The 12,440-nt window shown below is 72.4% G+C and carries 15 protein-coding genes; 2 read left to right on the top strand and 13 right to left on the bottom strand.

Translation table 11 applies throughout. The annotated features are described in order from the left end of the window. Positions 1-109 precede the first annotated feature (109 nt). The 10 genes from AC07B0_RS02995 to AC07B0_RS02950 all read right to left on the bottom strand — a co-directional run bounded on the left by AC07B0_RS02995 (position 110) and on the right by AC07B0_RS02950 (position 8,578). Positions 110-991 carry a geranyl diphosphate 2-C-methyltransferase gene (locus AC07B0_RS02995; RefSeq protein ID WP_356871482.1) on the bottom strand — a complete coding sequence of 294 codons (882 nt, stop codon included), beginning with the start codon at positions 989-991 and terminating at the stop codon, positions 110-112. Between the two features lie 24 nt (positions 992-1,015). Further along, positions 1,016-2,371 carry a family 2 encapsulin nanocompartment cargo protein terpene cyclase gene (locus AC07B0_RS02990; RefSeq protein WP_478896401.1) on the bottom strand — a complete coding sequence of 452 codons (1,356 nt, stop codon included), beginning with the start codon at positions 2,369-2,371 and terminating at the stop codon, positions 1,016-1,018. Between the two features lie 122 nt (positions 2,372-2,493). Then, on the bottom strand, positions 2,494-3,906 hold the full coding sequence (locus AC07B0_RS02985; protein ID WP_467297582.1) for a family 2B encapsulin nanocompartment shell protein: 1,413 nt from the start codon (positions 3,904-3,906) through the stop codon (positions 2,494-2,496). A 337-nt stretch (positions 3,907-4,243) separates the two neighbouring features. Then, on the bottom strand, positions 4,244-4,648 hold the full coding sequence (locus AC07B0_RS02980; RefSeq protein WP_478896399.1) for a cofilin family protein: 405 nt from the start codon (positions 4,646-4,648) through the stop codon (positions 4,244-4,246). Positions 4,649-4,779: 131 nt separating this feature from the next. Then, complete coding sequence (locus tag AC07B0_RS02975; protein WP_469382021.1) at positions 4,780-5,286, bottom strand: DUF5133 domain-containing protein; 507 nt, start codon at positions 5,284-5,286, stop codon at positions 4,780-4,782. Positions 5,287-5,458: 172 nt separating this feature from the next. Continuing rightward, a complete protein-coding gene (locus tag AC07B0_RS02970; RefSeq protein ID WP_478896397.1) occupies positions 5,459-6,097 on the bottom strand; it encodes an ankyrin repeat domain-containing protein in 639 nt (212 codons plus the stop codon). A gap of 83 nt (positions 6,098-6,180) precedes the next feature. Continuing rightward, complete coding sequence (locus AC07B0_RS02965) at positions 6,181-6,675, bottom strand: DUF3291 domain-containing protein (protein ID WP_356871472.1); 495 nt, start codon at positions 6,673-6,675, stop codon at positions 6,181-6,183. A gap of 32 nt (positions 6,676-6,707) precedes the next feature. Further along, positions 6,708-7,424, bottom strand: coding sequence for a helix-turn-helix transcriptional regulator (locus AC07B0_RS02960; RefSeq protein WP_356871470.1), 717 nt, complete (start codon positions 7,422-7,424; stop codon positions 6,708-6,710). Between the two features lie 155 nt (positions 7,425-7,579). Beyond that, positions 7,580-8,146 (bottom strand): cytochrome b, encoded by a 567-nt coding sequence (locus AC07B0_RS02955; protein WP_478896395.1) that lies wholly within the window; start codon positions 8,144-8,146, stop codon positions 7,580-7,582. Positions 8,147-8,260: 114 nt separating this feature from the next. Then, positions 8,261-8,578, bottom strand: coding sequence for an ArsR/SmtB family transcription factor (locus tag AC07B0_RS02950; RefSeq protein ID WP_356871466.1), 318 nt, complete (start codon positions 8,576-8,578; stop codon positions 8,261-8,263). Positions 8,579-8,687: 109 nt separating this feature from the next. Between AC07B0_RS02950 and AC07B0_RS02945 the strand changes: the two genes are divergently transcribed. Both AC07B0_RS02945 and AC07B0_RS02940 read left to right on the top strand, forming a co-directional pair. After that, positions 8,688-9,014: a putative quinol monooxygenase gene (locus AC07B0_RS02945; protein ID WP_467297595.1), complete on the top strand. Its 327-nt coding sequence runs from the start codon at positions 8,688-8,690 to the stop codon at positions 9,012-9,014. Between the two features lie 300 nt (positions 9,015-9,314). Continuing rightward, the gene (locus tag AC07B0_RS02940) at positions 9,315-9,680 is read left to right on the top strand and encodes a PRC-barrel domain containing protein (RefSeq protein WP_478896393.1); all 366 of its coding nucleotides are present in this window, start codon (positions 9,315-9,317) and stop codon (positions 9,678-9,680) included. 60 nt (positions 9,681-9,740) lie between these two features. On the opposite strand, the gene AC07B0_RS02935 is transcribed toward AC07B0_RS02940, so the two are convergent. The 3 genes from AC07B0_RS02935 to AC07B0_RS02925 all read right to left on the bottom strand — a co-directional run bounded on the left by AC07B0_RS02935 (position 9,741) and on the right by AC07B0_RS02925 (position 12,402). Further along, positions 9,741-10,145 (bottom strand): ASCH domain-containing protein, encoded by a 405-nt coding sequence (locus AC07B0_RS02935; protein ID WP_469382015.1) that lies wholly within the window; start codon positions 10,143-10,145, stop codon positions 9,741-9,743. Positions 10,146-10,285: 140 nt separating this feature from the next. Continuing rightward, the gene (locus tag AC07B0_RS02930; RefSeq protein WP_478864818.1) at positions 10,286-11,674 is read right to left on the bottom strand and encodes a sensor histidine kinase; all 1,389 of its coding nucleotides are present in this window, start codon (positions 11,672-11,674) and stop codon (positions 10,286-10,288) included. Then, complete coding sequence (locus AC07B0_RS02925; protein WP_469382077.1) at positions 11,671-12,402, bottom strand: response regulator transcription factor; 732 nt, start codon at positions 12,400-12,402, stop codon at positions 11,671-11,673. The genes AC07B0_RS02930 and AC07B0_RS02925 overlap by 4 nt, the downstream gene beginning before the upstream one ends. Positions 12,403-12,440: the final 38 nt, after the last annotated feature.

Genomic DNA, 12,440 nt, shown 5'->3' with positions numbered 1-12,440 from the left:
GGCGGGGCCCCGGAACCGGTCGCACTGCCTCACCACACGCCCCGGCCCGGCCGCTGCTACGCGGCCGGGCCGGGGCTGGTTCGGGTCGGGTCGGGTCGGGTCGGGTCGGTCAGACGCGGTCGGCCGCGATCAGGACGTACTGGAACGAGCCGTCCTTGTAGGAGTTGATGAACGCCTCCTCGATCCCGGTCACCAGGGAGGAAGTGGCCCGCAGTTCCCAGTAGGGCAGGGTCTCGGGGGTCAGGTCGATCACGGCCTGCGGTACGAGACGGTTGTCGGCCATCGCGCGCAAGTACTCCCGCCGGGAGTGGATGTTGCACTCGAAGTGGGCGTTGATCTGGGAGACCCACTTCGAGGGCTGGCCGTAACGCGGGTTCCAGCAGCCCGTGATGGTCACGTAGCGGCCGCCGACCGCGAGGATGCGGGAGTGCTCGGCGAAGAGGTCGTGCAGGTCGACGTACATGCTCGACTCGTTGTTCCACGAGGCCGCGGCCTGCCCGGTCTCGAAGGGCGTGCCGAGCATGTTGCAGACGCGGGCGCGCACGTGGTCCTCGATGCCGAGGTCGAGGGCACGCTGGTTGGCGAAGTCCGCTTGCTTCGCCGACAGGGTGACGCCCTCGACCTTGCTTCCGAAACGTTGGTGGGCCATGACCATCGAACCGCCGCGGCCGCAGCCCGCGTCCACGAGGGTGTCATCGCGCCCGATCGGGCCGAGGTGGTCCAGGAGGACTTCGGCCTGCGCCGATTCCAGGCGGTGGAGTTCGGCGATCAGCCTCTGCTCGTAGCCGCTGTCGTCAGGGCTGCCGAGGGCGGCACGGTCGACGTCACCGATGCCGTAGTGGTGGTGGTAGAGGCCGTCCACGTCACCGAGACGCAGGTTCACGGGCCTGGCCTCGTGGTCCCAGTAGCGGGCGATGTCCCCCTGGTAGGCGGTGGCCGGCGAGGGGATGAACACGGAGTTGGTGGTGGTGCCGAGGTCGGTACTGGTCATGGATCGTCCCATCTTCAGCAGCTATTACCAGAAATCAGGCAGGCTGTAGCGGTAGGTGTTGGTCTGGTGCCAGTAGTGGTTGCCGTCGACCCAGACGGCCACCCCGCGCAGGAAGCGCAGCGCGCTCGGGACGGGGCAGGCGACGGCCAGGGCGGCGGCTTCGGCTTCGAAGCCGTGCATGAGGTCGTTGTGGACCTCGACCGCCTTCAGGTACGCGTCCTTCTCGGAGGTGCCCTCGCGTTCGGCGATCACCACGGGCAGGTTCATGTGCCGCCCGGGGGAGGCGAGTTCCTTCGTGTACGAGTAGAGGTCGTTGACGATCGTGGTGGCGTTCGAGGCGAGCGCGATGACCCGCTGCATCGCGGGCAGCGCGTGGAGGTCCGCCGGGAGTTCGTAGCCACCGACGGTGTCGGTGATGGTGGGACAGGGGCGGAAGTTGTTGAACTGGCGCATCGCCAGGTACTCCCACACCTCGGGGACGTAGTCCGTCTGGGCCCAGGCGGCCTCGGCGAGGTAGCCCAGGTGCAGCCGGGCCATGTCGTGCCGGAACCGGTCGGTCTGGGAGGGCGAGGACTGCTGGACGAAGTACTCCATGGCGGAGCGGTAGGCGCGCCGCGGGGCGTCCGCGTGGAGCGACTCCGCCCACTGCGGCTGGTACTCCTTCGTCGTGTGGAGGGGGTCGAGAGCGGTGTGGGCCAGCAGGAGCCGTCCGCCGAGACCGATGGGCGAGCCGCCGTGGTCCTCGCAGTAGCAGTCGTCGACCGCGTTCTCGGCGACCATCAACCGTGTGGCGAGCATCAGGTGTTCGATGCTGGGGGCGTCCGGATGGCAGGCGACCATGTAGCGGCCTACGGAGAAGCCGTCGAACTGGTCCTCCCACTCCTCGGGATACAGCTCGACCTCGTCCATCGCCCAGGCCTTGATCCTGCGGCTGACCTCCTCCACCCGTGCCGGATCGGGCTCCGGCACCGGGTGGTGGTAGAGCCCCGGGATCGGCCGGCCGGCCGCCGGTTGCGCGGGCACCGCCGGTGCCGGAGGGGATGCGGGTTCCGGGCGGCTCGTCAGGTACAGGCCCGCGGTACCCAGGCCGCTCGGGCCTCGCAGGATCCGACCCAGGGCGCCCGGGTCACCGAAGGGCGCGGGGCCGTTCGCGGGTTCTGGTACGGGCGCGGGGCCCGCCGCGGGCACGGGTGCGGCGGCTTCCGCGCTGCTGCCGGGAACGGCGGGCGGGCCGGGGAGGGCAGGCATCTCGGGCAGGGTGGTCAGGGCGTCGGGGGCTGCGGTGAGGTGGGTCCGGGCGTTCGCGAGGACGTGGGCCCCGAAGTGGGTCGCGGCGCCGGGCAGGCCCGACTGCAAGGGGGAAAGCCCGGGGTCGGGCATCCGTTGCTCCTTGGTGAGGTGGGTGAGCGATGTGCGGTGCCGGGCACGCCCGACCGGTCCGGAGGCCCCGGGAAGGCCCGGGCCCGGGCAGGTCGGGGCGGGCAGGACCGCGAGGACGCGACCTAGTCGCGCCGGCGCCCGATCTGCACGTTCTCCAGCACGCCGAGTGCGTCGGGCACCAGGATGGCGGCGGAGAAGTAGGTGGTGACCAGGTAGGAGATGATCGACCGTTCGTCGATGCCCATGAAGCGCACTGACAGGCCCGGCTCGTACTCCTCCGGCAGGCCCGTCTGGTGCAGGCCGATGACGCCCTGGTTGTCCTCACCGGTTCGCATGACGAGGATCGAGCTGGTGTTCTCCTTGGTGATGGGGATCTTGCTGCAGGGCAGGATGGGGACCCCCCGCCAGGCCGGAACCTGCTGCCCGCCGAGATCGACGTGGTCCGGGTAGAGGCCCCGGGCGTTGAACTCCCGTCCCATCGCCGCGATCGCCCTGGGGTGGGCGAGGAAGAACTTCGAACCGCGGCGACGGCAGAGCAGCTCGTCCAGGTCGTCCGGGGTGGGAGGGCCGGAGTGGGTCTGGATCCGCTGCTTGAAGTCCGCGTTGTGGAGCAGGCCGAACTCAGGGTTGTTGATCAGCTCGTGCTCCTGGCGTTCGCGCAACGCCTCGATGGTGAGCCGGAGCTGCTCCTTGGTCTGGTTCATCGGCTCGTTGTAGAGGTCGGCGACCCTCGTGTGGACCCGCAGGACGGTCTGCGCGAGGGAGAGTTCGTACTCGCGGGGGTTGAGTTCGTAGTCCACGAAGGTGCCGGGCAGGTCGGCCTCGCCGGTGTGCCCGGCGGACATCGCGATCTCGGCCTCGCCGTGCTTGTTCTGCCGCTGGAGGGGCAGCGCGCTGAACTCCCGGACGTGGGTCTGGAGGCTCGGCGCCGCGGCGACCACGGCCGCGAAATCGGCGCGGGACAGGGTGAGCAGGGTGCCCGGGGTCTCGGCGGTGGCCGTGTAGTCCCAGGTGGCGTCGGCGTCCAGCAGGGCGTTCTCACCGAACTGATCGCCGTCGGCCAGCACCGCGACCGCGATCTGGTCCCCGTACTTGCCCACGGAGGTCTGGCTGATCCGGCCGTGGGCGATCAGGTGGATCTGGCCCGCGGCGGTACCGCGCTCCACGAGCACCTCGCCGGCCCGGAAGTCGCGCTGCACGCACCGGCCGGCGAGCGTGGTGAGCACCTCCAGGTCGTCGAAGCCCTTCAGCACGGCCAGTTCGCCGAGTTCGCGGGGGATCACCCGGACGCTGCCACCGTCCTGGACGAACTCGACGCGCCCGTCTCCGACGGTGTAGCTCAGCCGGCGGTTCACCCGGTAGGTGCCGCCCTTCGTCTCCACCCAGGGCAGCACCCGCAGCAGCCAGCGGGAGGTGATCTCCTGCATCTGCGGGGCGGACTTGGTCGTCGTGGCGAGGTTGCGCGCAGCCGCCGTCCCCAGACTGGACTGCCGAGGCGGCTCCAGCTGCGCTTCCGGGCTGCTGTCAACGGTCATGAGCGGGTTCTCCTTCACGAGGGGCGGTGAATCGGTGCGCACGCGATCCAGGCCAGGAGCAAAGGGGAACAAACGTCAGAGAATTGGCCCAGATCCGTTGAGAACGCTATCGGCCCAAGGTCATTCGTCCCGCAAACGCCGGTGTGATTACCCCGATGAGGTGATCTTGTGGTGTGCGGAGTTTGCCCAGGCCCCCGCACGATTCGGCCATGAAGGTGCTCGGGCGCGCACGCTGCTCCCGGTCCTGCTAGTGCCGTGGCCGGAAAGGTCCACCGGGTCGCGGCGCTTCACCCTGTTCGCCGAAGCGGAGTCGGAGGGTTCGCGGCGGTGGCGGCTTTCAGCCGGCCAGGGCGACCAGACGTCCGTACTCCAGGTGTTCCCTGCGCCGGGCGGTGAGGTGGACGTGGACGTCGGCGAGGAACTCCTTCAGGGCCGCGTACGCGGTGGTGTAGGAACCCTCCTCGGCGCCGGCGTCGGACGGCACCCACAGGATCAGCAGCGGCTCGTTCCTGCGGGTGCCCTCCCGGGTCGCGAACGACAACTCGTGGACGACCAGCCGCGCTTCGTCCGCGGGCAGCGCGGCGATCAGCTCGTCGTGCGTCAGGTTGGCCTCCGCCGCCGGCACCAGGGCCCGGGGCTGTACCTCCGTGGAGCGGAGGATCACGGTATTGACCTCTCGCCTGTCCTTGAGGTGCCGGAGAGCGTCGACGCTCTCTTGCGACAGGCCGATCGGGCTGCTCACACGGGTCTCGTTTCGATCGCGGGCCGGAACCGCGAAATCAACGACCCGGACCCCGCCGAGGATGCGGCCGGACTTCGTTCCGGAGCCGGGGCGGCCGTTCGCCCGGCGCGCCCGCGGCGTCGGCCACGCCCTCAGCCTTGCGTGTACTGGAGGGCTTCCCGTTCCGCCGCGTGCGCGGAAGGCTGCGCCATGAGGACGCACAGCGTGTACACGGCGTCCTCCATCGTGCGGCGTGCCGCGTCGTCGGTGGGGGCGGCGACCAGGCGGGCGCGGGCGTCGTAGAACCGGCCGAGCGCGTGGGCGGCGTCCGCACGGGTCGGCATCAGGTACGGGCCGGACCTCGGCGGTTCGGAGCCCGGCTGCTGGGCTGCCCGCACCGCGTGGTGCAGGGCCCCGTCGATGTGGGCGGCGACGAGCGTGCCGCGGGATCCGGCGGCCATCCCCCGCGCGAACTCGGCGACGGTCAGACGGGCTTGCGCGGCTGCGGTGGACAGCACCCGTTCCGCCACGTGAGCCGGGCCGGGGACGGTCGCCATCAGCATGCCCACCGCCCACGACACGGCCGGCTCGGGAAGCGGCGAAGCCTCCGGGGCGGTGGCGCCCTGCGGTCCCGGTGAGGGGAGAACGTCAACGCTCATGAAGATCACATCCCTTCGAAGACCCACCCCCGCGGTGCGGCCCGTTGAGGCACCTGCCCGCCGAAACCGATGCGATGCACGCTGATCGTGAACGAGCTCGGAAGGCGTCGCCCCGCAGGCGCGGGTGGTCTCCGGCCGGGTCCTCCTGGCGCCCGGAAGCCGCCGGCCCCGGTCAGCGGCTCGCGGAAGCCGCCCGGAGGACCGCCTCCTCGATCTCCCGGAACACGGCGGCGAGCTCCGGATGCCTCTGGGCCGCGCCGCGGGCGCGGGCCACGGCGAACGGGGTGGGGGCGGCGCCGCGGGCGAGCAGGTGACGGACCCTCTCGGGGTGGGGTATGCCCGCCACCCATTCGAGAGGGGTCTCGCCCTTCATCGACCGGTCCTCCAGGTCCGCGCCGTACTCCAGGAGCAGGTCGACGAGGGGGGCCGGGTCGTCGGTCCGGTCACAGCTCGCGGCGAGGACGAGGGGGAGCAGGTGGCCGTGCCGGGACTGGATGCCGGTGGGGGCTCCCGCGGCAAGGAGGAGCCTCGCGACGTCGGTGTGTCCCCAGGCCAAGGCCTGGCAGAGCGGGGTCTGCTCCGCGTATTCGCCGGTGTACTGGCACGGGTCGGCGCCCGCGCCGAGGAGCGCGGCGACGACGTCCGCGTGGCCCGCGCTGACCGCGGATTCCAGAGCCGTGGGCCGGTGTCCGTCCCGCGCGTCGGGTTCGACTCCCGAGGCGAGGAGTTCGGTGACCAGATCCGCGTCGCCCTCCTGCGCCGCGCGTCCGAGCCGCTTCGCGCCGTCCGGGGGACCGTCTTCTCGATGCATGCGGTGATCATGCCAAAGGTGTGCCGAAAGCGGTTCGCGCCAGGGGCCTGAGCAGGAGCCCGCGGGGCCGAAGGCGGCGCCGTTCAACTGCGCGGCGGAACCTCGGCAGGGGTGTACGAGGAGGCGAAGGTGAACGCCCGCGGGGACGGCCCGTGGGAGCGCAGCTCCGCCAGCCGCTCCAGCGCTTCGCCGACGGTGGGGACGTGTCCGGCGGGGACCCACCAGAGCACCATGTGCGCCTCGACGTGCCGTTCGAACCATTCCCGGCGTCGCCGCATCACTTCCAGGTGCCCGCTGCGGTAGGCGAAGTCCCACAGGGTCTCCTGGTTCTCCCAGAGCGACAGGTTGACGATGACGTCCTCACCCGCCGGGCGCAGGCCGGTGGCGTCGGCGGCGCCTTCCTCGACGAGCCGCCAGACGAAGCCGGGTGCGCTGTCGGCGGCGGAGTTGACCTGGTCGAGCATGTCGACGAACGGCGCGGTGCGCGGGTCGTCCAGGGGGTGGCGGAGCGTGGCGACGTTCAACTGGGCGAGATGGGATGCGACATGCGGGGATGCGGCGTGCGGGGATGCGGTCATGACCTCATCCCAGCACGGCCCCGTTTTCTATGTCAATCCCCATTGTTTTTAGAAGACTCGACGACCACGCAGCACGCCCCCGGACGGGCGTCCATGCGGGCCCGGAGGGGACCGTCCGCACCGAGCAGCCCCTCCAGCAGCGCGAGGTTCATCCCGCAGACGAGCGGGGGAAAGCGTTCGGCGACGGCGTGGAAGGGGCAGTTGCGCATGCGGATGACCCGCTCGGCCGCCCCGGCCGGCTCGTCGCCGTCTTCGGCGCCCCGAGCATTCTGGGCGCTCCCGGCTTCTTCCAGGTGCGGTTCGTAGCCGCGGGCGGACAGTGCCGCCATCGCCTCTTCGAGGTCGCCGCAGGGCGCCGCCGACCCGCGCAGGGCCTCTCCCCGGCGACGCGCGGCCGCGCACAACCCGGCATCCAGCCCGGCCTGTTCGGCGGCCTCGGCGAGCAGTTCGGCGGCGGTCCGGTAGTCGCGGGCGGGCAGCGATACCGACCGTTCGGCCCGCGCCCGCACGTACACCTTCGCGGGACGGCCCGCGCCCGGCCCGGAACGGCCCGACAGGCGGCGGCTGCCGCTCTCCAGGAGCCCCGCCCCGGTCAGCTTGTCCAGATGGTGCGCGGCGAGCGTGCGCGCCACCCCGACGGCCTCGGCCGCCTCGTTGCGGCCGACCTCCCGGCCCTGTGCCGCCACGTACTCGTACAGACGGCGCCGTACCGGGTCCTGCAACGCCGCGATCGCATCGATGTCCTCCATGCGGCCATTCTAGGAACAACGCCGGTTGGAGATAGAAGGTCCGCCCGACGCCGTTCACGGCATGCCGGTACGGACGTCAGGGCGACCGAAGCCCTTCGCGACCCCGAGTCCCCGGGCGGTCCGATGGGCGGGCCGGCGTGGCTGCGCCCGGTGGTTCAGAGCATGCGGCGCAGCAGGTGGTCGCGGCGCACGAGGGTGTGGCCGAGTACCAGTGCGAGGTGGACGGCGAGCACGGCGAAGAACGCCAGGTGTGCCGCCACGTGCGGTGCGAGCGCGTCGTCGTCGCCCGCGGCGAACAGCCACACTCCGGTGAGGGGCATCGCGAACAGCAGCGCGTACAGGGCGGCTTCGGTCCAGTGGGCGAGTCTGCGTTCGGCCGGCGAGAGCGCAGGGGACCACGGGGGCAGGGGGGTGGTCCGGCGCCAGACGAGACGAATGACGGCCAGGACGAGGATCGCCGTTCCGATCAGCGCGTGTGCGGTCAGCAGCCGGTCCTCGCCGAACAGTACGAACCCGTCCTCGCCGCCCCTGCCCCGCCCACGGCCGGAGTCCCCGTCCCGCCCTCGCCCGCGTCCGTGGCCGCCGTCGTCGGCCATCCGGTATCCGAGGGTGAACTGTACGACGAGGAGCCCGGCCACGCTCCAGTGCAGCGCCTTGGTCACCAGGCCGTAGCCGTACGCGCCGTTGCGCAGGCGCGGACCCGTGGTACCCGGTGTCGTCATCCGTCCAGTCTGCCCGGACCGCCGCGCCGGCAACGGCAGGCACCGCGCGTTTCGCCGCGCCGGGGGGATCCCGCCGCGGCGCGCAGGGGCGGCCGCTCGCGGGGGCGGGGACGGCTACAGGTCCGCTTCGGCCGCCACGAGGCCCAGCAGTCCGGGAAACCGCTGCTCGATGTCTGCCCGTCGCAGGCTGGCCATCCGGCTGTTGCCCCGGTCGACCTGCCGGATCAGCCCGGCTTCGCGCAGTGCGCGGAAGTGGTGCGTGACGGTCGCCTTGGAGACCGGCAGCTCGAACGAGCTGCAGGTCCGTGCCGCGCCGTCGGGTTCGGCCGTCAGCTCGCGCACCACTCGGCGGCGCAGCGGATCGGCCAGGGCGGAGAGCACCGAGCCGAGCTCGATCTCCTCGACGCTCGGATGACCTTCGTCGTCCGGCATGCGGGGCACCTTCCTTCGGGTTCCTTCAGGTACGGATTGCATCGTACCTGCGAGTTCGATAACGTCCGACAGGTACGAGATCAATCGTACCTATCAGGGAGGGAACCCCATGCCCCAGCCGTTCGTACTCGTCGGCACCGCTCGCCCCAAGCCCGGACGCGCCGACGAGCTGAAGGAGCTCCTGCTCTCGTTCGTCGAGCCGACCCGGCAGGAGGCCGGCTGCCTCGAGTACCACTTCCACGAGGACCGCGACGACCCCGGCGTCTTCGTCTTCTACGAGGCCTGGAGCTCGCAGGCCGATCTCGACGCCCACCTGGCCCTCCCCCACATGCAGGCCTTCTGGGAGCGGCGCATGGACTACCTGGAGACCGACCTCGACATACGGTTCCTCACCATGCACAGCCCCTACGAGGGGGCCGGACGGGTCGCGGCGTAGCCCCCGGCCGCCGGGCCACAACGGCCTTCGGGGGCTCGCCCGGCGTCCGCACGGCAGCAAACCGGGCCGCGTGATGGCGGGGGGGGGTGCCACCGCGCGGCCCGGGCTCGGGAGTCCGCGCCGCTCACCGCCGCGGCCTCCCGTGACCCCGCTTATGACCGGTCTTTCCCGGCTCAAACCACCGGATCGCGTTCTCTTCGCCGAAAACTTCGGCGGCCGCACGCGGCGCGGGGAGTAGGGCCGCGGATCGCCGGGCAAGCGCGCCGTCGACGGAGATCCCGATCGAAGGAGTTGTTCCGCATGACGGAAAACCTGTGGTGCTACCGCGCCGGCGTCGACTACCTCGCCGCCGACCTCACCGGCTACGGGATCGAGGCGCTCGACGGCGACATCGGGAAGGTCGACCAGCACTCCGACGAGGTGAACGACGCGTATCTGGTCGTCGATGCCGGCGGGTGGGCCCTCGACAGGAAGCTCCTGCTGCCGGCCGGCCTGGTGACCCGCATCGACCACGTGGCGGAGAAGGTCTACGTGGACCGCACGCAGGAACAGATCAAGGCGGCTCCGGAACCCCGTCGGGACGGGCCCCTCGGGAGCGCGGACCACCGCGAGACACCGGGGACGCACCTCTTCTCCGGTATGCCCTTCGGCGTCCCGCCCGCCTGAGCGGTCGCCCGGCAGGGCCCCGCGGCCGTCATACCCGAGCCACCGGACCGGTCGGGAGACTCAGGCTCCGGGGTTCTCGTCGCCGCCCCGGGGGGTGCCGGCGAGGCGGAAGGTCAGGCACACCAGCAACGTGTCGTCCTCCACGGGCGTGCCCGTCCGGGCCCAGAAGCGCCGATGGCCGGCGCGCCACTCCCCGAGCGAGGCGTCACCCTCACCCTCGGCCTGGGCGTGCGCCCACGTCACCTCTCCGAAGGGCTTGACCTCCACCCCCGTGATCTCGACCGTCGCCACCGGTCTGCCCGAATCGTCCAGCAAGGCCAGCGCTTCGCCGACGAACTCCAGCTCTTCGGCCTCCGCCCCGTACTCGTCGAGCAGGCCGGTGGTGGCCCTCTTGGATCCGGCGAGCACCAGGGCGTTCAGCCGCGCACGCACCTCCCCGGCCGACCCCAGTTCCAACGCGCGCATGCCGTTCACCCGCGGCCACATCGTCCTGTCGCCCCCTCGCTCGACGGCCGCCGCCCTCCGACGGGCAGGCCCGCGAGGATCGTATGCGTCCAACAGCCCACCCGGCCGGGACCGCGTCCCCCCGAGCGGGCCGGCGGCGTTCAGAACGTCAGCCGGAACAACGCTCCCCCGCCCGGCGCGGCCTCCGCCGTCAGCTCCGCGTCGTGCGCCCGGGCGATCTGCCTGGCCATGGCCAGGCCCAGCCCCGAGCCCGGCAGGGCGCGAGCCGTCCCGGCCCGGTAGAACCGGTCGAACACGTGGGGCAGGTCCTCCTCCGCGATCCCGGGACCGTGGTCGCGGACCGTCAGCTCCGGTCCCCGGCCGGCCAGTCCCGCCACCAGTTCCACCTCCACCGGCAGCCCGCCGCGGCTGAACTTGGCCGCGTTGTCGAGGAGGTTCCCCAGCAGCCGGCTCAACCGCGCCGGCACCCCCGGCACCACCACCGGTCCGGCCGGTACCCGGACCCGGAACGGGACGTCCGGCCAGTGCGTCCGCGCGGCCTGCGCGCAGTGCTCCACCAGCGCGCCCAGCCGGACCTGCTCCACCAGGGGCTGCGGCTCCTCGTCGCGCGCCAGCTCGATCAGGTCGTTCACCAGCCCCGTCACCTCCCGGAGCTGGCGCCCCAGCGCGGCGGACGCCCGCTCGCGCTGGCCCGGCGTGAGCCGGTCGGCCCGGGCCAGCAGCTCGGCGTTGGTCCGCAGCGCCGTCAGCGGCGTGCGGAGCTCGTGCGAGGCGTCCGCGACCAGCCGGCGCTGGGCGGTGACCGACTGTTCCAGCTCACCCAGCATGGTGTTGAAGCTCCCGGCCAGCCGGGTGATCTCGTCCTCCCGCCCCGGCGGCGGCAGTTCGATCCGGTGCCGGGGGTCGCGGGTGGCGGCGATCCGCTCGGCCGTCGCGGTGAGCCGGGTCACCGGAGCCAGACCGGTCCGGGAGACCCAGTACCCCAGGACGGCGGCCAGCAGGACCCCGGCCGCCGCCGTCACCACGAGCCACCGGGAGGCCTCCTCGATACCGTCCTCGACGGTGTCGGCCCGCAGCGCGACCTGGAGCGCCCGCCCCTTGGCGTAGTCGGTGGTGAGCATCCGGGCGGGATACCCCGCCACCGTGATGTTCGTGTAGTACGGGGCCCGCCGGCCCCCGGCGACCTCCCGCGCGGCCGGAGCGACCGGCAGCAGCCCCGGCCCGTCCGGATCCCTGGCCGGGTCGGCGGCCACCACCTCCGCGCACGCCGGAGCCGCCAGGAAACGGCACTCCCCCGCCAGGGTGCCCGGTCCAGCCCCGGGATTGCGCTGGGCGGCCAGCCGCGCGGACTGGGTCAGGCTCAGGTCGAGCTGCTCGTACAGGGCGGAACGGACCACCAGGAACGCCGCCGCGCACACTCCGACGGCCACGAACGCCACGGCGGCGGTGACGGCCAGGGCCAGGCGGGTCCGCAGCGGGCGCCGCCTGCGCCAGGGTGCGCCGAGCCGGCGACGGCCGGCGCCGCTCACGCCGCGCCCAGCCGGTAGCCGACCCCGTGCACGGTGTGGACCAGCCGGGGCTCGCCCGCGGCCTCCAGCTTCCGGCGCAGGTAGCCGACGTAGACGGCCAGCGAGTTGGAATCCGGGCCGAAGTCCCGGCCCCACACCAGCTCCAGGATCAGCTCGCGCGGGAGCACCTGGCCCGGGTGGCGCAGGAGGAGCTCCAGCAGGGCCGCCTCGGTACGGCTGAACTCCAGCGGGCGCCCGCCCCGCCTCCCGGTCCTCGTCGCCGGATCCAGTACGAGGTCGGCGAAGCCGAGCGGCGCGGCCCCCGCGGGCTCCGGCGCGGCCCGCCGCAGCAGCGCCCGCACCCGGGCGACCAGCTCGTCCAGGGCGAACGGCTTGACGAGGTAGTCGTCGGCCCCGGCCTCCAGCCCGTCCACCCGCTCGCTGACGGAGTCGAGCGCGGTCAGCACGAGCACGGGCGTCCGGTCGCCCAACGCCCGCAGCTGCCGGCAGACGGCCAGCCCGTCCAGCACCGGCATCATCACGTCGAGGACGACCGCGTCGGGCTCCCAGGCCGCCACCTGCGAGAGCGCAGAGAGGCCGTCCGCGGCGCCGCGGACCTCGTACCCCTCGACCGCCAGTCCGTCCTCGACGGCCGCCCGCACCTCGGGTTCGTCGTCGACGACGAGGATCCGCCGCCCGCCCGTGCCGGCAGCGCTGTCGGTGGCGTACGCGTCACCCGTGCTGTTCATGGAGCTCATGGGGCAAAGCCTGCCAAAGCCTTCTGAGA

It is taken from the genome of Streptomyces sp. NPDC044704 (assembly GCF_056433525.1).
Note: the sequence above shows the minus strand (reverse complement) of the source record. Positions and strands in the feature narration are given on the sequence as shown.

What these genes read in the sequence shown, in the direction of transcription:
- AC07B0_RS02965 (WP_356871472.1), bottom strand. Translation starts at nt 6,675, where the DNA reads ATGACCGCATCCCCGCACGCCGCATCCCCGCATGTCGCATCCCATCTC.
- AC07B0_RS02990 (WP_478896401.1), bottom strand. Translation starts at nt 2,371, where the DNA reads ATGCCCGACCCCGGGCTTTCCCCCTTGCAGTCGGGCCTGCCCGGCGCC.
- AC07B0_RS02935 (WP_469382015.1), bottom strand. Translation starts at nt 10,145, where the DNA reads ATGCGCGCGTTGGAACTGGGGTCGGCCGGGGAGGTGCGTGCGCGGCTG.
- AC07B0_RS02995 (WP_356871482.1), bottom strand. Translation starts at nt 991, where the DNA reads ATGACCAGTACCGACCTCGGCACCACCACCAACTCCGTGTTCATCCCC.
- AC07B0_RS02925 (WP_469382077.1), bottom strand. Translation starts at nt 12,402, where the DNA reads ATGAACAGCACGGGTGACGCGTACGCCACCGACAGCGCTGCCGGCACG.
- AC07B0_RS02950 (WP_356871466.1), bottom strand. Translation starts at nt 8,578, where the DNA reads ATGCCGGACGACGAAGGTCATCCGAGCGTCGAGGAGATCGAGCTCGGC.
- AC07B0_RS02945 (WP_467297595.1), top strand. Translation starts at nt 8,688, where the DNA reads ATGCCCCAGCCGTTCGTACTCGTCGGCACCGCTCGCCCCAAGCCCGGA.
- AC07B0_RS02960 (WP_356871470.1), bottom strand. Translation starts at nt 7,424, where the DNA reads ATGGAGGACATCGATGCGATCGCGGCGTTGCAGGACCCGGTACGGCGC.
- AC07B0_RS02955 (WP_478896395.1), bottom strand. Translation starts at nt 8,146, where the DNA reads ATGACGACACCGGGTACCACGGGTCCGCGCCTGCGCAACGGCGCGTAC.
- AC07B0_RS02975 (WP_469382021.1), bottom strand. Translation starts at nt 5,286, where the DNA reads ATGAGCGTTGACGTTCTCCCCTCACCGGGACCGCAGGGCGCCACCGCC.
- AC07B0_RS02985 (WP_467297582.1), bottom strand. Translation starts at nt 3,906, where the DNA reads ATGACCGTTGACAGCAGCCCGGAAGCGCAGCTGGAGCCGCCTCGGCAG.
- AC07B0_RS02970 (WP_478896397.1), bottom strand. Translation starts at nt 6,097, where the DNA reads ATGCATCGAGAAGACGGTCCCCCGGACGGCGCGAAGCGGCTCGGACGC.
- AC07B0_RS02940 (WP_478896393.1), top strand. Translation starts at nt 9,315, where the DNA reads ATGACGGAAAACCTGTGGTGCTACCGCGCCGGCGTCGACTACCTCGCC.